A 20813-nucleotide genomic window follows, 5' to 3' on the forward strand; every position below is an offset into this window, starting at 1 on the left:
TAAGAAAGCTATTGACGACGCGACAACTAACGATAAGGTAGATGAAGCGAAGAATAATGGCAATACAGCTATCGATAACATCAACCCAACTGGCGATAAGAAATCTGACGCTAAGAAAGAAATCGACCAAGCAGCTAAGGCTAAGAAAGAAGAGATTGATAAGCGTACCGACTTGACGAAAGAAGAGAAGGACAAAGCGAAATCTGATGTTGATACAGCAGCAAAAGACGCTAAGAAAGCTATTGACGACGCGACAACTAACGATAAGGTAGATGAAGCGAAGAATAATGGCAATACAGCTATCGATAACATCAACCCAACTGGCGATAAGAAATCTGACGCTAAGAAAGAAATCGACAAAGCGGCTGAAGCTAAGAAAGCTGAGATTGATAAGCGTACCGACTTGACGAAAGAAGAGAAGGACAAAGCGAAATCTGATGTTGATACAGCAGCAAAAGACGCTAAGAAAGCTATTGACGACGCTCCAACTAACGATAAGGTAGATGAAGCGAAGAATAATGGCAATACAGCTATCGATAACATCAATCCAACTGGCGATAAGAAATCTGAAGCTAAGAAGGAAATCGACAAAGCGGCTGAGACTAAGAAAGCTGAGATTGATAAGCGTACCGACTTGACGAAAGAAGAGAAGGACAAAGCGAAATCTGATGTTGATACAGCAGCAAAAGACGCTAAGAAAGCTATTGACGACGCTCCAACTAACGATAAGGTAGATGAAGCGAAGAATAATGGCAATACAGCTATCGATAACATCAACCCAACTGGCGATAAGAAATCTGAAGCTAAGAAGGAAATCGACAAAGCAGCTGAGACTAAGAAAGCTGAGATTGATAAGCGTACCGACTTGACGAAAGAAGAGAAGGACAAAGCGAAAACTGATGTTGATACAGCAGCAAAAGACGCTAAGAAAGCTATTGACGACGCGACAACTAACGATAAGGTAGAAGAAGCGAAGAATAATGGCAATACAGCTATCGATAACATCAACCCAACTGGCGATAAGAAATCTGAAGCTAAGAAGGAAATCGACAAAGCGGCTGAGACTAAGAAATCTGAGATTGATAAGCGTACCGACTTGACGAAAGAAGAGAAGGACAAAGCGAAATCTGATGTTGATACAGCAGCAAAAGACGCTAAGAAAGCTATTGACGACGCTCCAACTAACGATAAGGTAGATGAAGCGAAGAATAATGGCAATACAGCTATCGATAACATCAACCCAACTGGCGATAAGAAATCTGAAGCTAAGAAGGAAATCGACAAAGCAGCTGAGACTAAGAAAGCTGAGATTGATAAGCGTACCGACTTGACGAAAGAAGAGAAGGACAAAGCGAAAACTGATGTTGATACAGCAGCAAAAGACGCTAAGAAAGCTATTGACGACGCGACAACTAACGATAAGGTAGAAGAAGCGAAGAATAATGGCACTACCGCTATCAATAACATCAATCCAACTGGTGATAAGAAAGCAGCAGCTAAGAAAGAAATCGACCAAGCAGCTAAGGCTAAGAAAGCTGAGATTGATAAGCGTACCGACTTGACGAAAGAAGAGAAGGACAAAGCGAAAACTGATGTTGATACAGCAGTAACTGTCGCTAAGAAAGCTATTGACGACGCGACAACTAACGATAAGGTAGATGAAGCGAAGAATAATGGCAAACAAGCTATCGATAACATCAATCCTCAGCCTGCTCCTCGTCCAAATCCAACTCCACGTCCTGACGACAGTGCTAACACCAACAGCGGTACTAATGCCGATAACGGTGCTAACACTAATAACGGCGGTACTACCACCCCTGCTGATAGCAATAGCAATAATGCGACGCCAGATAACAGTGGCAACACTCCAGCCCCTGGTGTGACGACAGACGATAGTAGCAACACCACCCCTGCTACTCCATCATCTACTGTTGGACAGGCTCAAGCAAGTACTCCAGCTCAAGAAACACCAGTTTCTACATCTACTTCAAACAATTCAGGCAATACGGTGACTCCTAGTGAGACTCGTTCTGTTGACAAGTCTGAACTTGCTCGATTGGTTGAAGAACTGGAAACTCGTTTGAAAGACTTGGATGGTATTGATCAATCTGTCATTGACGCTGCGAAGGTCATTCTCGGAGAGGGTCAAGAAGCCCTTAGAAATGCTGACTTGACAGAGGCAGGCTTGAGAGAGGTTACTGCTAAGGTCAAAGAAGCACTCGAATCCTTGAAAGGCAAGCAAGCAACTAAGGATGAAGAAGAAAGGAAAGAAACAAGGAAAGAGCAAGGTCATCTTCCATATGGTACGATGATTGGTAGCCTTCTCGCTCTTCTTGGTCTCCTTCTCTTCCTCATCGCGCGTCGTAAGAAAGAGTCAGAACTCAAGAAATTGACCAAGGAATTAACTAAGGTTCTGCAAGAAAACGACCTTACAAATGTAGATGCGAAAGTCCTCGACCAAGCACGAGAAGCTCTCGCTCAAGCAGTTGCCTTCCTAGCCAATGAGAAAGAGTCTGACCACACAGAAGATGAGTTGATTGAGAAACTCAAAGCTATTCTTGCTCAGTTAAGATAAGTCAAGCTTAGACGAGTCGGAAACCAGCTAGAATAGTACTTGAAAGAGCAACGGTGAAAGCCGTTGCTCTTTTTGATTCTTTTTTTGTATTTCATAAACATTTCATATTTGGGTTTTATAATAGTCTTACAAATATGGAGGTGACAAATGAATCCAATCCAAAGAGCTTGGGCTTATGTCAACAGAAAACGACTGAGAAGTTTTATTTTATTTCTGATTTTATTGGTCCTATTGGCTGGAATTTCAGCCTGTTTGACTCTGATGAAGTCCAACAAAACAGTGGAAACCAATCTTTACAAATCACTTAACACATCTTTTTCTATTAAGAAGATAGAAAATGGTCAGACTTTCAAGTTGTCAGACCTAGCATCTGTAAGCAAGATTAAGGGACTGGAAAATGTTTCTCCTGAACTGGAGACGGTCGCAAAACTAAAAGACAAGGAAGCAGTGAGTGGCGAGCAGAGCGTTGAACGTGATGATTTGTCAGCTGCGGACAAGAACTTGGTTAGCTTAACAGCTCTGGAGGATTCATCCAAGGATGTGACCTTTACCAGTTCGGCTTTCAATCTAAAAGAAGGGAGACATCTTCAAAAAAGGGATTCCAAGAAAATTCTCATCCACGAAGAGTTGGCTAAGAAGAATGGTCTTTCGCTTCATGATAAGATTGCCTTAGATGCTGGTCAGTCCGAAGCTGGTAAAGGACAAACAGTAGAGTTTGAGATTGTCGGCATCTTTTCTGGTAAGAAACAAGAAAAATTCACAGGCTTGTCTTCTGACTTCAGTGAAAATCAAGTCTTTACAGACTATGACAGTAGCCAAACTCTTTTGGGAAATAGTGAACCGCAAGTCAGTGCAGCGCGCTTCTATGTAGAAAATCCTAAGGAAATGGACGGACTCATGGAGCAGGTAGAAAACTTGGCCTTGGAAAATCAAGGCTATCAAGTCGAAAAGGAAAACAAGGCTTTTGAACAAATCAAAGACTCAGTTGCAACCTTCCAAACCTTTCTGACCATCTTCCTTTATGGAATGTTGATAGCAGGAGCCGGAGCCTTAATTCTTGTTTTGTCTCTCTGGTTGAGAGAAAGGGTCTACGAAGTGGGAATTTTACTGGCACTTGGAAAAGGCAAGAGCTCGATCTTCCTACAGTTCTGTTTGGAGGTAGTTTTGGTATCTCTCGGTGCCTTGCTTCCAGCATTTGTTGCAGGAAACGCCATCACATCTTACCTACTCCAAACACTACTAGCAAGTGGAGAACAGGCAAGCTTACAAGACACGCTAGCTAAAGCAAGCAGTTTATCAACCAGCATCCTATCTTTTGCAGAATCCTATGTCTTTCTGTTATTGATTAGTTGCTTATCTGTAGCTCTTTGTTTCCTATTCTTATTTAGAAAATCGCCTAAGGAAATTTTATCATCTATTAGTTAATACTCTTCGAAAATCTCTTTAAACCGTGTCAGCTTCGCCTTGCAGTACTCAAGTACAGCCTGCGGCTAGCTTCCTAGTTTAATCTTTGATTTTCATTGAGTATAAGAAGGAGAAATCATGACTTTATTACAATTACAAGATGTTACATACCGTTATAAGAACACTGCTGAAGCAGTCCTATATCAGATCAATTATCATTTTGAACCCGGGAAATTTTACAGTATTATTGGGGAGTCAGGAGCAGGAAAATCCACTCTCTTGTCTCTACTTGCTGGTCTAGATAGTCCTGTTGAAGGTTCTATCCTTTTCCAAGGCGAGGACATTCGTAAGAAGGGGTATTCCTACCATCGTATGCACCATATTTCCCTGGTTTTTCAAAATTATAACTTGATAGATTATCTTTCTCCACTGGAAAATATCCGCTTGGTCAATAAAAAGGCAAGCAAGGATACACTGCTTGAGCTTGGTTTGGATGAAAGTCAGATCAAGCGGAATGTTCTCCAGTTATCAGGTGGTCAACAGCAACGTGTTGCCATTGCTCGTAGTTTGGTCTCAGAAGCTCCAGTTATTCTTGCTGATGAACCAACAGGAAATATGGACCCTAAAACTGCTGGAGATATTGTCGAACTGCTCAAATCACTTGCCCAGAAAACAGGTAAATGTGTCATCGTCGTAACTCACAGCAAAGAAGTGGCACAAGCGTCAGATATTACACTTGAATTGAAGGATAAGAAACTGACTGAAACTCGCAATACTAGTAAATAATTTGAGCTTATTTTGATAGAATGATTAAAACAAAATCTAGAAAGGGAACCTATGTTACACAACGCATTTGCCTATGTTACAAGGAAGTTTTTCAAATCGATTGTCATCTTCCTGATTATTCTCCTCATGGCGAGCTTGAGTTTGGTCGGCTTGTCGATCAAGGGAGCTACTGCCAAAGCTTCTCAGGAGACTTTTAAAAATATCACCAACAGCTTCTCCATGCAAATCAATCGTCGCGTTAATCAAGGAACGCCACGTGGTGCTGGGAATATTAAGGGTGAGGATATCAAAAAAATCACCGAAAACAAGGCCGTCGAGTCTTATGTGAAACGCATCAACGCTATCGGAGATTTGACTGGCTATGAACTCATCGAAACGCCAGAAACCAAGAAAAATCTGACTCCTGACCGTGCCAAACATTTTGGAAGTAGCTTAATGATTACAGGTGTCAATGACTCCTCTAAAGAAGACAAGTTTGTTTCCGGTTCTTATAAGCTGGTCGAAGGTGAGCACCTAACCAACGATGATAAGAACAAGATCCTCCTGCACAAGGACTTGGCAGCCAAGCACGGCTGGAAAGTCGGGGACAAGGTCAAACTAGACTCTAATATCTACGATGCAGACAATGAAAAAGGTGCCAAGGAAACAGTCGAAGTGACAATCAAGGGACTCTTTGATGGTCACAATAAGTCAGCAGTAACCTACTCACAAGAACTCTATGAAAATACAGCTATCACAGACATCCATACGGCTGCTAAACTTTATGGATACACAGAAGACACAGCTATTTATGGGGACGCAACCTTCTTTGTAACAGCGGACAAGAACTTGGATGATGTTATGAAAGAGTTGAATGGCATAAGTGGTATCAACTGGAAGAGCTACACACTGGTGAAGAGCTCCTCTAACTACCCAGCTCTTGAGCAATCCATCTCTGGTATGTACAAGATGGCCAACCTCCTCTTCTGGGGTAGCTTGAGCTTCTCAGTCCTTCTCCTTGCCCTCTTGCTCAGCCTTTGGATCAACGCCCGTCGCAAGGAAGTGGGAATTCTCCTCTCTATCGGTCTCAAGCAGGCAAGTATCTTGGGTCAATTTATCACTGAATCTATCTTGATTGCTATCCCAGCTCTTGTTTCTGCTTACTTCCTAGCCAATTACACTGCCCGTGCAATTGGAAACACTGTCCTTGCCAATGTGACTTCAGGTGTTGCCAAACAGGCTAGCAAGGCGGCTCAAGCCTCTAACCTTGGTGGTGGTGCAGAAGTAGATGGCTTTAACAAGACCTTGTCAAGCCTAGATATTTCCATTCAGACATCAGACTTTATCATCGTCTTTGTCCTTGCTTTAGTTCTAGTGGTTCTCGTTATGGCGCTTGCATCAAGCAATCTCCTCAGAAAACAACCAAAAGAACTTCTGCTGGATGGTGAATAATACTGATGCTAGACTGAAAAATGTGGCTAGCAACTGAAAGTTCTAAAATGATAAATGAAGTAGAAAGCAATGGTGAAAATCATTGCTTTCAGTTGCTTTCGTTGTACTTTAGTGTTTAAATATGATATACTAAAGCTATGGAATTTATTAGAAAGGAGTTTCGCAACTTATATATGGAATTGTGCATAAAAATCTATAGAAATCTTATCTTGAAAATAGATAGATAAATCTGTAGAAGCCTATCCATATCGCAAACATAGGCTAGTAGACCTAGGCAGGGTCTACCTTGGAAAATATAGAATAGTGAGGAAAAATAAACATTATGAGACAAACAAATGTTAGAGGAAGCTTGTCCCTCCGTGGCTTTAGAAAATTGAGAACTGGTGCAATTGTTGCGACAGGTGTGATTTTGCTAGGTCTGGGCTTTTTAGCCCCAACTGTATCAGCCAGTGAACAAGATGGTGTCTGGGTAGCCAGAACAGTTGAGGAAGTGAAAGCTGACCTTCAAAAAGAAGGTGATTTATTTAAGTATGTCATTAAGTGGGGAGATACATTAAGTGTTATCAGCGAAGCAAGCAATATCCCTGTAGATGTACTCCAAGAAATGAATCAAGCTTCAGGCAAGAATTTATTCTTACCGCACAATGAATTGTACTTTACTGAAGCTGAAACGGTTTCAGATACAGTCACAAAACACAAGATTGTCATCAAAGAAAGTGGTGCAAGTGGCGAAGTTCGCACTTACGAAGTCTTGCTCAAGAAAGATCAGGAAACAAAAGCTGTTACCTTTGAATTAACAGATGTCACTGAGAAAGTTGAAAAAATGGCTGTGAACTATAGCCCAGTCTATCAGCCTGTATCAGCACCAGTAGTGGAAAGAGCGGAAGAATCGGGTGAAGAGCCTGCCTCAGAAACATCAGCAGAGACAAGCCCAGAAGTTAAAGAAGAAACATCAGCTCCAGTAGCGCCAAAAGCAGAAGACGCAGCGACTACACCAGCACCAAAAGAAACAGCACCAGAGGTGGTAACACCAGCGCCGAAAGAAGAGAAGCCAGCGACATCGGCACCGAAAGAAGAGAAACCAGCTATACCAGAAGCAGCAGGAGAAGGAGTAAAACCGACACCTAAAGAAGATGCATCAGAAGGAGCAACAGGAACAGAAGTTAACCCAGCTCCAAATGAAGCAGGAACAACAGAAGAAGGAAAAGAAGCGAAAGAGACTGAAGAATCAGAAGCTAACCCAGCTGAACCAAATGCAGAAACTCCAACGCCGAAAGTTGAAGAGCCAGCAACACCAGCGCCGAAAGAAGAGAAGTCAGCGACTCCAGCGACAAAAGTGGAAGAGCCAACAGAATCATCTGAACCAAAAACAGAAGCACCGACAACTCCGGAAAATAAAGAAGAACAACCGGGTGCAACAGAAGCAACGGAACCAGAAGTAACAGAGTCAGAGGTAGCGAAACCAACTGAATCAAACGCAGAAGCTGCAACAGAATCAACAGAAGCTTCAGGAACTTCAGCAGAAACAACACCTAAAGAAAATGAAACAGAAGGAACTACACCAGGTGCAACAGCAGCGGAAGGAAGTTCAGAAGCGACTCCAGGTTCAACAGAAGAAGCTCCAGAAACAACACCAAAAGCAGAAGAAAAAGAAGAAGCGCCAGTAGACGGTACAACTTCAAGTGAAGTAGGCAATGCAGGTGAAACTTCTGTTGAGGAGACAGGAAAACAAGATAGCACAACAAATGTACCGTCAGAAGAATCATCAGAATCAGAATCGAAAGCAGAAGATGCAGCTGCAGGAGATACAACAGTTACAGAAGAACAGCCAGCTACACAACCAGCTAGAGAAGAAGGTAAATCTGAAAAAGAACCGAAAGTAGAGGAACAACCATCAGCTCCAGAAGTATCGAATGAGGGAGCAGAATCAACAGAGCCAGCGACTGAATCAACAGTTACAGAAGGAACAACAGAAAAAGAAAAATCAGAACAAGCTTCAAACGGAGCAGGAACAACACCAGGAGCTGAAGCAAAAGAAACTGAAGAATCAGAAGCCAACCCAACACCTAAAGAAAATGCAACAGCAGAAACAGGAACAGAAGTAAATCCAACTGCAAAAGAAGATGCACCTGAAGGAACAGTTTCAGAAGGAGCTACACCAGGTGCAACAGCAGAGACAGGCACAACAACAGAAGAAGGAACTTCAGACGTAACTCCAGGAGCAACAGGAGCAACATCAGGAGATGAAGGAAAAGACTCAAAAGTCGGAGATACAGATAAAGAAACAGGTTCAAAAGAAGAAGGTAAATCCGAAACAACGGAAGAAGCTTCAACTACTCCATCTGCAGATGCTACAAATGAGTCAGGTAAGTCAGAGTCATCAAGTCCAGTAGCAGACGATACTACTTCAAACGGAGAAACTTTAGACCAACCTGTAGCTCCATCATCTAATTCCGATGATTCAGCACCAAAAGCAGCAGAAACAGGTGCTTCAGGTGAGACTGGTACTACAGCACAGCCAGTTGGAGAAGCAGGTGAATCAGAAAAAGAACCGAAAGGAACAGAGGCAGAGGCGCCAACAGCAGGAACAGAGACGACAGGAGCTTCTAGTACAACAACAGAAACAAACTCAGGAAATCCAGGAACAGAAGTTGAAGAATCAGGACAATCAACTGAAGAAGTTGTAACACCAACTCCAGTAACAGACAATTCCCCTTCAGATACAGGAACTACAAATCAACCTGTAGCTTCGAATCCAAGTTCAGAAGCGCCAACACCGTCAGCTGAGGATTCAGCTACAGGAGATACAACAGCTCCAGAAACCTCGACAAATACAGAAGAATCTGGCAATCAATCAGTTGATTCATCGCATTCAGGAGCAGAATCAGCAACTGAAGTAACAGAAAAAGCACCTTCAGGAGAAACAGAGGAAAATTCACAAAATACTGAAGCTTCGACTGGAGACGTAAACTCAGAGTTACCTAAATCAGATTCAGAAAAATCTCAAGCTGATGCACCAGCTGAAGAACACGAGGATTCAGAGAAGTCTTTAGAGAAAGAAACTGAAGCACCGTTAGAAACAGCAAAAGAAGAAAATTTAAAAACTATAAATGAAGCAGCAAATAGTAGACTAGAAGAAATAGACAAAGTTGATGATGAGTCTAAAAAAACAGAATTAAAAAATGAAGTAAATCGTCTTAAAGAAGAAGGATTAAAATCTATTCAAAATGCTAAAACTAATGAAGAAGCAGCAGTAAAAGCTGAAGAATATCAAGAAAAAATTTACGCTGTAGAAATTCCGAATGAGGAAGTTTCAAAACCAAATTATAGTAATGAAGGATTAACAAATGGTCGAAATGATGGAACAACTATAGATGAAAATAGTTCTGGTAATATCGGTCATGGAGCTAGTACACCTAATAACTCAGGATTCCGAAGTGCAGGAACTTATCAACCTCGAGTAACTCGTCGTGAAAGAAGTGTTGATGAACCGCAAAATAAAGTTTCCATTTATTATAATTATGATGGTATGAAAGATATTCCAGGCTTCTTTAATGATTTAGATGGTAAAAATGAAGTTGAAGTTCCTCAAAAAGCTCCAGCAGAAGCTTTGAAATCTATTTTAAAATCAAAAATTGATCAGAAGAAAGCAGAGCTTGAAAAAAAGGGGTACAAAATTTCTGATGAGTACTTTGTAGGTATTGATCAAGCAGATGCAACTCATTATGACTACGTAGTCACTTTCACTAAGCAAGCTACAGGAACTACAGGTTTTAGAATTGCACCAAAAGTTCAAGTAAGAGCTAAAAAAGTTGTAAAAAGAGATTTGTCTAATAAAACTAAACACATAAATGTCTACTATAATTTAACATCTCTTAAAGATATAGCTGGAGCATTAGGAGAATTAGGTGGAGAAAATGTGCTTACTTTCTCTGGAGAGACATCTAAAGAGGAATTAAAACGAGCTGTTGAAGAAAAAACAAAAGCCCAAATCGAGAAACTTAAAAAACAAGGCTTTACAGTTACGTCAAAAACAGACTTAGATCAAATCATTGAAGGTGGAGATAGCTATGATTATGTTGTAGAATTCACAAAAGAATCCAAAACACAGCCAGTAGGAACTACAGGTTTCAGAATGGCTCCAGCAGTTCAACCACGCGCTAGCAGAAATCGTAGAAGTTTAGAACAGCCAGCTCCTCAAAAGGTCAAAGTAAATGTATTTTATAACTTTGATAAAATGAAAGATATTGCAGGTTTCCTAGGAGATATCGATGGAACTTCTCTTGAAATCGCGGAAGGTTCAACAAATGAACAGGTGAAAGCAGTGGCAAAGAGCCAAGTTGAAGCTAAGAAAGAAGAGTTGAGCAAACGCGGCTACACTTTCAAAGAGGACTATGTCTATCAAGCTAATGGGAAAGATTATAACTACGTTGTAACATTTTCAAAAGCAACCAAATAATCATTCCACAGGGAGTGAAATGCAAGCAGAGAGAGCGATAGGCTCTCTTTGTTTTATCTCGTGGTCAGTTGCTTACAGACAAAAGGCCAGCAAGAGACCATAATAGAAAATAGAGTAGGTAGTTATTCTAAGAAAAATAAAAAATAGAGAGCAGTTAAAGTATGAAAATTTTAATTGTAGAAGATGAAGAGATGATCCGTGAGGGGATCAGTGACTATTTGACGGATTGTGGTTATGAAACCATTGAGGCGGCGGACGGTCAGGAAGCTCTGGATCAATTTTCTAGCTATGAGGTAGCCTTGGTTTTACTGGATATCCAGATGCCCAAGCTCAATGGTCTAGAAGTTCTGGCTGAGATTCGTAAAACCAGTCAGGTTCCTGTTTTGATGTTGACTGCATTTCAGGATGAGGAATACAAGATGAGTGCCTTTGCTTCGCTAGCAGATGGCTATCTGGAAAAGCCCTTCTCCCTCTCCCTCTTAAAAGTGAGGGTGGACGCGATTTTCAAGCGCTACTACGATACAGGACGAGTCTTCTCCTATAAGGATGCCAAGGTGGACTTTGAAAGCTACAGTGCAAGCCTCGCAGGTCAAGAAGTGGCCATCAATGCCAAAGAGTTGGAAATTCTGGACTATCTGGTGAAAAATGAAGGACGGGCCTTGACTCGGTCTCAGATAATCGATGCCGTCTGGAAAGCGACAGATGAGGTTCCCTTTGACCGTGTCATTGATGTCTATATCAAGGAACTGCGGAAAAAGTTAGACTTGGACTGCATCCTCACTGTGCGCAATGTTGGTTATAAATTGGAGCGAAAATGAAACGAACAGGTTTATTTACAAAGATATTTATCTATACCTTCTCGATATTTAGTGTTCTAGTTATCTGCCTTCATTTAGCCATTTATTTTCTTTTTCCTTCGACTTATCTGAGCCACCGTCAGGAAACCATTGGTCAGAAGGCAACAGCCATTGCTCAGTCACTAGAAGGAAAGGATAAGCAGAGCATCGAGCAAGTGTTAGACTTGTATTCCCAGACTAGTGATATCAAGGGGGCCGTTAAGGGTGAGATGACCGAGGACAAGTTGGAGGTCAAGGAAAGTCTTCCTCTGGACACAGACCGCCAGACTACCTCGCTTTTTATTGAGGAACGGGAGGTGAAAACGCAAGACGGTGGCACCATGACTCTCCAGTTTCTAGCTTCCATGGACTTGCAAAAGGAAGCAGAGCAAATCAGTCTCCAATTTCTTCCCTATACCCTGCTAGCATCCTTTCTAATTTCCCTCTTGGTAGCCTATATCTATGCTCGGACCATTGTTGCTCCAATATTAGAAATCAAGCGAGTGACCCGTCGGATGATGGATCTGGATGCTCAAGTACGTTTGCGCGTGGATTCTAAGGATGAGATTGGTGATCTCAAGGAACAAATCAATAGCCTTTACCAGCATCTCTTGACTGTCATTGCGGACTTGCATGACAAGAATGAAGCCATTCTCCAGCTGGAAAAGATGAAGGTCGAATTCCTACGAGGGGCTTCTCATGAATTGAAAACACCGCTGGCTAGTTTGAAAATCCTGATTGAAAACATGAAAGAAAATGTCGGTCGTTATAAGGATAGAGATCACTATCTGGGAGTTGCCTTGGGGATTGTGGATGAGCTCAATCACCACGTTCTCCAGATACTTTCCCTCTCGTCTGTGCAGGAATTGCGAGATGATAGGGAACAAATTGACCTACACCAGATGACGCAAACTCTAGTCAAGGATTATGCCTTGCTCGCCAAGGAAAGAGAACTCCAGATAGACAATAGTTTAACCAATCAGCAAGCTTATCTAAACCCATCAGTTATGAAGTTGATTCTTTCTAACCTCATTAGCAATGCTATCAAGCACTCTATTCCAGGTGGCTTAGTTCGCATTGGAGAAAGAGAAGGGGAATTTTTTATAGAAAATAGCTGTAGTCCAGAAGAACAAGAAAAACTAGCCCAGTCTTTTTCTGACAATGCTAGTCGCAAGGCCAAGGGGTCTGGGATGGGGCTCTTTGTGGTTAAGAGTTTGTTAGAACATGAAAAATTACCCTATCGTTTTGAAATGAAAGAGAATTGTTTAACCTTCTTCATAGCTTTTCCAAAAGTTGGCAAAGACTAGGGAGAGAAAGGGTTTACATAGATGAAGTTAGAAGAAATTCAATCGAAACTGCGGGAAAAACTAGATTTTTTTGTCAAAAAGTGATAAAATGAACAATGTAAATGGGATGACCCATAAAAATATACAGGAGGCCTGATAAAATGGCAATCGTTTCAGCAGAAAAATTTGTCCAAGCAGCTCGTGACAACGGTTATGCAGTTGGTGGATTTAACACAAACAACCTTGAGTGGACTCAAGCTATCTTGCGCGCAGCAGAAGCTAAAAAAGCTCCAGTTTTGATCCAAACTTCAATGGGTGCTGCTAAATACATGGGTGGTTATAAAGTTGCTCGCAACTTGATCGCTAACCTTGTTGAATCAATGGGTATCACTGTACCAGTAGCTATCCACCTTGACCACGGTCACTACGAAGATGCACTTGAGTGTATCGAAGTTGGTTACACTTCAATCATGTTTGACGGTTCACACCTTCCAGTTGAAGAAAACCTTAAATTGGCTAAAGAAGTTGTTGAAAAGGCACACGCTAAAGGTATCTCAGTAGAAGCTGAAGTTGGTACTATCGGTGGTGAAGAAGACGGAATCATCGGTAAAGGTGAATTGGCTCCAATCGAAGATGCTAAAGCAATGGTTGAAACTGGTATCGACTTCTTGGCAGCTGGTATCGGTAACATCCACGGTCCTTACCCAGCAAACTGGGAAGGTCTTGACCTTGACCACTTGCAAAAATTGACAGAAGCTCTTCCAGGATTCCCAATCGTATTGCACGGTGGTTCAGGTATTCCTGATGAGCAAATCCAAGCAGCTATCAAACTTGGTGTTGCGAAAGTTAACGTTAACACAGAATGCCAAATCGCATTCGCTAACGCAACTCGTAAATTTGCTCGTGACTACGAAGCAAACGAAGCAGAATACGACAAGAAAAAACTCTTCGACCCACGTAAATTCTTGGCTGACGGTGTAAAAGCTATCCAAGCATCAGTTGAAGAACGTATCGACGTATTCGGTTCAGAAGGTAAAGCATAATCTAGCTGAATAATACAGATGAAACCTGCCCATTGGGTGGGTTTTTTGATTTCAAGCTACTCGTTTTAGTATAGTAAACTGAAACTAGACTAGCACAATGCTGCTTCTATAGCATTTTGAAACTGGAATAGGACGCCATGACTGCTAAAAGATTTCTATAAATTCATTTGATTTTCCTAATCAATTTGTTCGTATCCTATTTCATTCCACCATAAAACATTCTTATCAATTGATTTGAATGCCAAAATTGCATCGCTCCGGTCTTATTTCATTTGGCTATAAAAAACTCTCCTAGAATTCTCAGGGGAGTATGAGTGGTTATTTGAACTTAAATCCTTCGTAAATAAGCTCTGTTTTTGGATTTTGTTTCTTAATCTGTTTGGCAAGTGACCTCATCATAGAAAGAGGACCACACATATAGATGCTTGCATGTTCGGGCACTTTTTCTTGATCAAAATTAAGATAGCCGTCTTTCCTACTGTCTACTAGATGGAGTTCAAAATTAGGATTTTTCTGAGCATAGTCACGGAGCAAATCTAGATAAACTGCATTTTCCTCTCCACGGAAGCTATAGTAGAAGTGAACCTGTTTATCTAAAATAGGATGTTCACGGATGTAAGAGATGAAGGGGGTGATCCCGATGCCTCCAGCAATCCAAACCTGATTTTCTCGTCCTTCTTCGATGATCATGTGTCCGTAAGCTCTGTCTACGCTTACTTTGCTGCCGACTTGAAGATTATCATAGATATTCTTGGTATGGTCACCTGAATTTTTGACAGTAAAGTAAAGCGTTTGGCCATGACCTCCTGAGATAGAAAAGGGATGCGGAGCACTTTCAAAGCCTTCTTGGAAAATCTTTAGAAAGGCAAATTGTCCTGATTGATAGTTGAAAGGTCTGCTAAGATGGATTTGAATTTCTCTAGTATCGTGATTTAAGCGTTTGAGATTGGTAATTTTCCCTAGATAGGGAAAGAAAATCTTTTGATAAAGGAAGATGATGTAAAAACCAGCTAGCAAGCCTAAAAGGGCATAGATACCAACAAGAAAACTTAGAAGATTAAATGTGAGGAGGCGATTGCCCATCATCATGTAGACGTGAAAGAGCCCAAAAATATAGGCTAGGTAAACCAGACGATGAATCCATCGCCAAGCTTCGTATTGGATGTATTTGCCTAAATAGGCGACAAGGATGATACTGACAAAGATATAGATGGCAAGGTTGCCAAACTGAGCAGCTAAGCGAGAGCCCCACAAACCGCCCATACTAAAATTATGAAAGATGAGTAGGATGATGGAGAGAAAGGCTGTGAATTTGTGGACAGTATAGACCTTCTCCAAACCGTGAAACCAGCTTTCTAGTAGTGGGAGACGAGTAGCTAGGATAAAAGTCAGAGATAGGCTTGTTAAAGCTAGTCCTGGAATCATAAATTGGGAAGAGGTGCTCATCCAAGTCAAAATAGTCAAGATAAAACTAGCTATGATAAAGAGTAGTCCTTTGATTGATTTCATAGAAAATTCCATTTCATTAAGATTTGATTTGTTGTAAACAAATTTGTTACATTTTATCATAGAAAAAGTATGGTGTCAAATCTAGGTGTGTAAATCTCTGTTCTCATCAAAAAACTCTCCAATTTAACTGGAGAGTGGCTGTTTATTCTGCTGCTTGTTGCCAACGTTTGGCTAGCATATGAGACAGGCTAGAAATGGCTAGGTTAAAGCTGAAGTAGATGAGGGCAATCAGGATATAAAGACTAAACACTTGCTCTGGTTCGAAATAACGGCCCATGAGAATTTGGCTGGCTCCAAAGAGTTCTTGTAGGGCGATAACAGAGTAGAGAAGACTGGTATCCTTAATCACGGTTACAAATTGAGAAATGATGGCTGGCAGCATTTTACGAATGGCTTGTGGGAGAATGATGTAGTAGAGGATTTGGGATGAAGTGAAGCCTTGTGACATTCCTGCTTCGTACTGCCCCTTGTCTACGGCATTGAGACCACCTCGAATAATCTCAGCTAGGGCCGCTGATGTAAAGAGAGTGAAGGCAGTGATTCCTGCTGGTGTGGATTTCATCTTGAAAACCAAAAAGATGGTGAAAATCCAGAGAAGGTTGGGAACGTTACGCACAAACTCGATGTAAATGCTAGAGATGATACGTAAGACAGGATTTTTCCCATTTCTCATGACGGCTAGCACTGTCCCGATAAGGGTAGCGAGGACGATGGCAATCAGAGAAATATAGAGGGTCAAGCCAAATCCTTTAAAGATAAAGACTAGGTTATCTGGGGTCAAAACTTCTAAAATGGATTCCATAGTAACCTCCTAAAGTGAATAGGCTTTTTTGTTGGCTTGCTCCATCTTGCGACCAAACTGGGCAACAGGGAAGCAAAGAGAAAAGTAGAGAAGGGCAGCGCCTAAAAATGCTGGGATGTAATTTCCGTTGAGGGCTGACCAAGACTTGGTTACAAACATCAAGTCCACTCCAGAGATGATAGCAACTGTCGAGGTGTTCTTGATGAGGTTGACGATTTGGTTGGTCAAAGGAGGGAGAATGATACGGAAGGCCTGAGGCAAGATAATCAAGCGCATGGCACTGATATAGGTAAAACCTTGTGACAAGGCTGCCTCCATCTGACCGCTAGGAATAGACTGAATCCCTGAGCGAATAACCTCAGCGATATAGGCACCGTGATAGAGTCCCACGCAGAGAACAGCTGTCCAATAAATCGGAATCATGATGATATGGTCACTGATAAGAGGTAGGCCATAAAAAACGATAACAAACTGCACCAAGAGGGGAGTGTTTTGGTAAAATTCCACAAATATTCGAGCTAAAATGCGCAAAATTGGACGTTTGCTGGTTGACATGGCTCCAAAGAAGATGCCCAAGACCATGGCTAGGATAAAGGATCCAATTGCTAGGGCAAGGGTGAAGAGGAAACCATTGAAAAATTGTCCAAAATCCTGAAAATAGGCTGTCCAAGATGATAAATCTGTCATAGGGTGTCCTCCTTAATCTGCGGTATGGCTAGATGGTTTGAGTTTGTAACGGTCATAAAGTTTCTGCAAACTACCATCCTTGCTCCATTTAGTAACCAAGTTATCAAGATACTTGGTTAGCTCGGTATTTGATTTCTTGGTAACGATACCGTAGTCAGATGGCTTGAAACTATCATCTAGTAGTACTGTGCGCTTGCTGATGTAGCCAGACAGAATCGAGCGGTCAACGGAAAAGGCATCGATACGATGAGCGTGCAGGGAAGTAATCAATTCTGGGTAGGAACCAAGTTCGACGAATTTAAACTTCAGACCTTTCTTTTTACCCAGTTCAGTAATCAGGCGTTGGGTGATGGAACCTTGGGCAACTCCGATGGTTTTGCCGTTTAGGTCCTCAATCTTTTTGATTTTGGCAGACTTATTGACCAAAAATCCAGATGCGTCTGTGTAGTAGGGACTGGTAAAGTTGTAGAGTTTTTTGCGTTCGTCTGTGATGGTGAAGGTTGCAATGTCCATGTCAACCTGTTCATTGTCTAGAAGGGGGCCACGTGTCTGAGCGGTAACAGGCACATAGCGAACCTTGACCTTGAGCTCATCAGCGACCATCTTGGCTAAGTCCGTTTCGATACCAGAATAGGTCCCTGTCTTGGGATCCTTGTAACCGAAATTGGGAACGTCTTGTTTGACACCAACAACCAGCTCGCCTCTTTTTTGAATATCTGCGACACTGGTATCAGCCTGAACTGGTTTTGTAGCAGCAAGGCCCAAAAGGCTAATCAATAATGCTGATAAAAAGAATTTCTTTTTCATAGGCGCCTCCTTATTTGACTTTGTCACTTTCGTGGTTGATGATTTTGCTGAGGAATTGTTGGGCACGAGGTTCGCTTGGATTGTCGAAAAAGTCATCAACATCTGTCGTATCCACCAACACTTCTCCATCAGCCATAAAGATGATGCGGTCCGCAACTTCACGGGCAAAGCCCATTTCATGGGTGACGACAATCATATTCATACCATCGTGGGCCAATTTTTGCATAACTGCCAGAACGTCTCCGATAGTTTCAGGGTCAAGGGCGGATGTTGGTTCATCGAAGAGGAGGAGTTCCGGATGCATAGCGAGTCCACGTGCAATGGCAATCCGTTGCTTTTGTCCACCAGACAGCATGGCTGGATATGAATCTTTCTTGTCCCACATATTTACAAATTCCAGATATTTTTGGGCTGTTTTTTCAGCTTCTTTTTTATCAATTCCTAGAACTTTTATGGGTGCAAGTGTTACGTTTTCTAACACTGTTTTGTGAGGGTAGAGGTTAAAATGCTGGAAAACCATGCCGACTTCCTTACGTAGAGGCACTAAAACTTTCTGGCTGGCACCAGCAACTTGGTGGCCATTGACTAGAAGACTTCCCTTGTCGACAGCCTCCAAACCATTGATGGTGCGGATAAGAGTGGACTTCCCAGAACCAGATGGACCTAGGAGGACAACAACTTGCCCTTTTTCAAAACGGAGATTGATGTCGCGGAGTGCGTGGTAGTCTCCGTAATATTTTTCGACGTGTTCAAATTCTACTAAAGCCATAAGGAATCTCCTTTGTGTTAGATTTTATAACATGATTCTACACCAAAAAATTTGTCTTGTCAAATCATATCTGAAAAAATTCACTAAAATTTTATAAAAAAGCAATCTGGATAGAGAAAACGTCTAAATCATGTTATAATGAAGCAATAGAATTCTTAGAAAGAGTGGATGTCTTTTTGATAACACCTACTTATGAATGGCAGTTTGCCCCGCAGGTTGAAGATGCGGATTTTACAAAGATAGCCAAGAAGGCTGGACTGGGTCCTGAGGTGGCTCGGTTATTATTTGAAAGAGGGATTCAGGACCAAGAAAGTCTGAAAAAGTTTTTAGAGCCTTCCTTGAAGGACTTGCATGATCCTTATCTGCTCCATGATATGGACAAGGCAGTGGAACGAATTCGTCAGGCCATTGAAGAAGGGGAAAGTATTCTCGTTTATGGAGACTACGATGCGGATGGCATGACTTCGGCTTCGATTGTGAAGGAAAGTTTGGAACAGCTTGGTGCTGAGTGCCGTGTTTACTTGCCAAATCGTTTCACTGATGGCTATGGACCTAATGCCAGTGTCTATAAATACTTTATCGAGCAAGAAGGGATTTCCTTAATTGTGACAGTGGACAATGGGGTTGCTGGTCATGAAGCAATTGAATTGGCCCAGTCTATGGGAGTGGATGTCATTGTGACTGACCACCATTCCATGCCTGAAACCTTGCCAGATGCCTATGCCATTGTCCATCCTGAGCATCCAGATGCAGACTATCCTTTCAAATATTTGGCTGGTTGTGGAGTGGCTTTTAAGCTGGCTTGTGCCCTTTTGGAGGAAGTCCAAGTGGAACTGCTTGACTTGGTGGCTATCGGAACTATTGCTGATATGGTGAGTTTGACGGATGAAAACCGTATCTTGGTTCAATATGGTCTGGAAATGTTAGGTCATACCCAGCGCATCGGCCTGCAAGAAATGCTGGATATGGCTGGGATAGCTGCCAACGAAGTAACAGAAGAAACGGTTGGTTTCCAGATTGCCCCTCGTTTGAATGCCTTGGGCCGCTTGGATGATCCCAATCCAGCCATTGATTTGTTGACTGGCTTTGATGATGAGGAGGCGCACGAGATTGCCCTCATGATTCATCAGAAAAACGAAGAGCGCAAGGAAATCGTTCAGTCTATCTATGAAGAAGCTAAGACTATGGTGGATTCTGAGAAGAAGGTCCAAGTCTTGGCCAAGGAAGGTTGGAATCCTGGGGTTCTGGGTATTGTCGCTGGTCGTTTATTGGAAGAACTAGGGCAGACAGTCATCGTTCTCAATATAGAGGACGGTCGTGCCAAGGGTAGTGCCCGTAGTGTGGAAGCGGTCGATATTTTTGAAGCCCTAGATCCCCATCGCGACCTCTTCATCGCCTTTGGTGGCCATGCTGGTGCGTCTGGTATGACGCTGGAAGTTGAGAAACTTTCAGATTTATCTCAGGTTTTGGAAGACTATGTCCGTGAAAAAGGCGCAGATGCTGGTGGCAAGAATAAGTTAAACCTAGATGAAGAGTTGGATTTGGAGACTTTGAGTCTTGAAACAGTCAAGAACTTTGAGCGCTTGGCACCTTTTGGAATGGACAATCAGAAACCTATCTTTTATATCAAGGATTTTCAGGTCGAAAGTGCTCGTACTATGGGAGCAGGAAATGCCCATCTCAAGCTGAAAATTTCCAAGGGTGAGGCGAGTTTTGAAGTGGTGGCCTTTGGCCAAGGCAGATGGGCGACAGAGTTTTCTCAAACCAAAAATCTAGAGTTGGCAGTCAAATTGTCTGTCAATCAATGGAATGGTCAAACTGCCCTGCAGTTGATGATGGTGGATGCGCGTGTGGAAGGTGTTCAACTCTTTAACATTCGTGGGAAAAATGCAGTCTTGCCAGAAGGAGTTCCAGTCTTGGATTTTGCTGGGGAAGTGCCAGATTTAGCGACTAGTAACGCGGTTGTTGTAAAAACCATTCCTGAGGATATTACACTGCTGAAGACCATTTTTCAGGAACAGAATTTCTCTGCTGTCTATTTCAAAAATGACATTGATAAGGCCTATTATCTGACAGGTTATGGGACTAGAGAGCAGTTTGCCAAATTGTACAAGACCATTTACCAGTTCCCAGAGTTTGATATTCGCTATAAGCTCAAGGATTTGGCAGTTTATCTTAATATTCAACAAATCTTGCTGGTCAAGATGATTCAAGTATTTGAAGAGCTAGGCTTTGTGACCATCAAAGATGGTGTCATGACAGTCAATAAAGAAGCGCCAAAGCGAGAGATAGGAGAAAGTCAGATTTATCAAAATCTCAAACAAACCGTCAAAGACCAAGAAATGATGGCGCTGGGTACCGTGCAAGAAATTTATGACTTTTTAATGGAAAAAGAGTAGATCATAGGAAAGAGTTGGGA

14 protein-coding genes are annotated in these 20813 nt (G+C 42.0%); 9 read left to right on the plus strand and 5 right to left on the minus strand.

Features of this window, described 5'->3' with window-relative positions; all coding sequences use genetic code 11:
- From OVN23_RS02285 to OVN23_RS02320, 8 genes are all read left to right on the plus strand, one after another.
- On the plus strand, positions 1-2575 hold a 2575-nt coding region (locus OVN23_RS02285; RefSeq protein WP_267240333.1), incomplete at its 5' end, for a DUF1542 domain-containing protein.
- A 147-nt stretch (positions 2576-2722) separates the two neighbouring features.
- On the plus strand, positions 2723-4000 hold the full coding sequence (locus tag OVN23_RS02290; RefSeq protein ID WP_267240334.1) for an ABC transporter permease: 1278 nt from the start codon (positions 2723-2725) through the stop codon (positions 3998-4000).
- A gap of 117 nt (positions 4001-4117) precedes the next feature.
- Complete coding sequence (gene vex2 / locus OVN23_RS02295) at positions 4118-4765, plus strand: ABC transporter ATP-binding subunit Vex2 (protein ID WP_267240335.1); 648 nt, start codon at positions 4118-4120, stop codon at positions 4763-4765.
- Positions 4766-4816: 51 nt separating this feature from the next.
- The gene (gene vex3, locus OVN23_RS02300) at positions 4817-6196 is read left to right on the plus strand and encodes an ABC transporter permease subunit Vex3 (RefSeq protein WP_267240336.1); all 1380 of its coding nucleotides are present in this window, start codon (positions 4817-4819) and stop codon (positions 6194-6196) included.
- Positions 6197-6518: 322 nt separating this feature from the next.
- Positions 6519-10655 carry a hypothetical protein gene (locus OVN23_RS02305; RefSeq protein WP_267240337.1) on the plus strand — a complete coding sequence of 1379 codons (4137 nt, stop codon included), beginning with the start codon at positions 6519-6521 and terminating at the stop codon, positions 10653-10655.
- A 161-nt stretch (positions 10656-10816) separates the two neighbouring features.
- The gene (vncR, locus tag OVN23_RS02310; RefSeq protein WP_261010773.1) at positions 10817-11473 is read left to right on the plus strand and encodes a response regulator transcription factor VncR; all 657 of its coding nucleotides are present in this window, start codon (positions 10817-10819) and stop codon (positions 11471-11473) included.
- Complete coding sequence (vncS, locus tag OVN23_RS02315) at positions 11470-12798, plus strand: sensor histidine kinase VncS (protein WP_267240338.1); 1329 nt, start codon at positions 11470-11472, stop codon at positions 12796-12798. Before vncR ends, vncS begins: the two co-directional genes overlap by 4 nt.
- A gap of 140 nt (positions 12799-12938) precedes the next feature.
- On the plus strand, positions 12939-13820 hold the full coding sequence (locus OVN23_RS02320; protein WP_001019001.1) for a class II fructose-bisphosphate aldolase: 882 nt from the start codon (positions 12939-12941) through the stop codon (positions 13818-13820).
- 318 nt (positions 13821-14138) lie between these two features.
- Here the strand turns inward: OVN23_RS02320 and OVN23_RS02325 are convergent, their stop codons facing one another.
- From OVN23_RS02325 to OVN23_RS02345, 5 genes are all read right to left on the minus strand, one after another.
- Positions 14139-15329: a ferric reductase-like transmembrane domain-containing protein gene (locus OVN23_RS02325; protein ID WP_173270280.1), complete on the minus strand. Its 1191-nt coding sequence runs from the start codon at positions 15327-15329 to the stop codon at positions 14139-14141.
- A gap of 142 nt (positions 15330-15471) precedes the next feature.
- Complete coding sequence (locus OVN23_RS02330; protein WP_050313389.1) at positions 15472-16131, minus strand: amino acid ABC transporter permease; 660 nt, start codon at positions 16129-16131, stop codon at positions 15472-15474.
- Positions 16132-16140: 9 nt separating this feature from the next.
- Complete coding sequence (locus OVN23_RS02335; RefSeq protein WP_000131137.1) at positions 16141-16818, minus strand: amino acid ABC transporter permease; 678 nt, start codon at positions 16816-16818, stop codon at positions 16141-16143.
- 12 nt (positions 16819-16830) lie between these two features.
- Positions 16831-17625: a transporter substrate-binding domain-containing protein gene (locus OVN23_RS02340; RefSeq protein ID WP_138701764.1), complete on the minus strand. Its 795-nt coding sequence runs from the start codon at positions 17623-17625 to the stop codon at positions 16831-16833.
- A 10-nt stretch (positions 17626-17635) separates the two neighbouring features.
- Positions 17636-18394 carry an amino acid ABC transporter ATP-binding protein gene (locus OVN23_RS02345; RefSeq protein ID WP_138701765.1) on the minus strand — a complete coding sequence of 253 codons (759 nt, stop codon included), beginning with the start codon at positions 18392-18394 and terminating at the stop codon, positions 17636-17638.
- 176 nt (positions 18395-18570) lie between these two features.
- Between OVN23_RS02345 and recJ the strand changes: the two genes are divergently transcribed.
- Positions 18571-20793, plus strand: a complete 2223-nt coding sequence (gene recJ / locus OVN23_RS02350) for a single-stranded-DNA-specific exonuclease RecJ (RefSeq protein WP_267240339.1) — start codon at positions 18571-18573, stop codon at positions 20791-20793.
- Positions 20794-20813 lie beyond the last annotated feature (20 nt).

Source organism: Streptococcus sp. Marseille-Q6488, assembly GCF_946902925.1.
Classification (GTDB): Bacteria; Bacillota; Bacilli; order Lactobacillales; family Streptococcaceae; genus Streptococcus.

Bases quoted from the DNA above. Each gene is read 5' to 3' on its own strand.
- OVN23_RS02330 (WP_050313389.1), bottom strand. From the start codon at position 16,131: ATGGAATCCATTTTAGAAGTTTTGACCCCAGATAACCTAGTCTTTATC.
- OVN23_RS02345 (WP_138701765.1), bottom strand. From the start codon at position 18,394: ATGGCTTTAGTAGAATTTGAACACGTCGAAAAATATTACGGAGACTAC.
- vex2 (WP_267240335.1), top strand. From the start codon at position 4,118: ATGACTTTATTACAATTACAAGATGTTACATACCGTTATAAGAACACT.
- OVN23_RS02290 (WP_267240334.1), top strand. From the start codon at position 2,723: ATGAATCCAATCCAAAGAGCTTGGGCTTATGTCAACAGAAAACGACTG.
- OVN23_RS02340 (WP_138701764.1), bottom strand. From the start codon at position 17,625: ATGAAAAAGAAATTCTTTTTATCAGCATTATTGATTAGCCTTTTGGGC.
- OVN23_RS02320 (WP_001019001.1), top strand. From the start codon at position 12,939: ATGGCAATCGTTTCAGCAGAAAAATTTGTCCAAGCAGCTCGTGACAAC.
- OVN23_RS02325 (WP_173270280.1), bottom strand. From the start codon at position 15,329: ATGAAATCAATCAAAGGACTACTCTTTATCATAGCTAGTTTTATCTTG.
- OVN23_RS02305 (WP_267240337.1), top strand. From the start codon at position 6,519: ATGAGACAAACAAATGTTAGAGGAAGCTTGTCCCTCCGTGGCTTTAGA.
- vncS (WP_267240338.1), top strand. From the start codon at position 11,470: ATGAAACGAACAGGTTTATTTACAAAGATATTTATCTATACCTTCTCG.
- vncR (WP_261010773.1), top strand. From the start codon at position 10,817: ATGAAAATTTTAATTGTAGAAGATGAAGAGATGATCCGTGAGGGGATC.
- vex3 (WP_267240336.1), top strand. From the start codon at position 4,817: ATGTTACACAACGCATTTGCCTATGTTACAAGGAAGTTTTTCAAATCG.
- OVN23_RS02335 (WP_000131137.1), bottom strand. From the start codon at position 16,818: ATGACAGATTTATCATCTTGGACAGCCTATTTTCAGGATTTTGGACAA.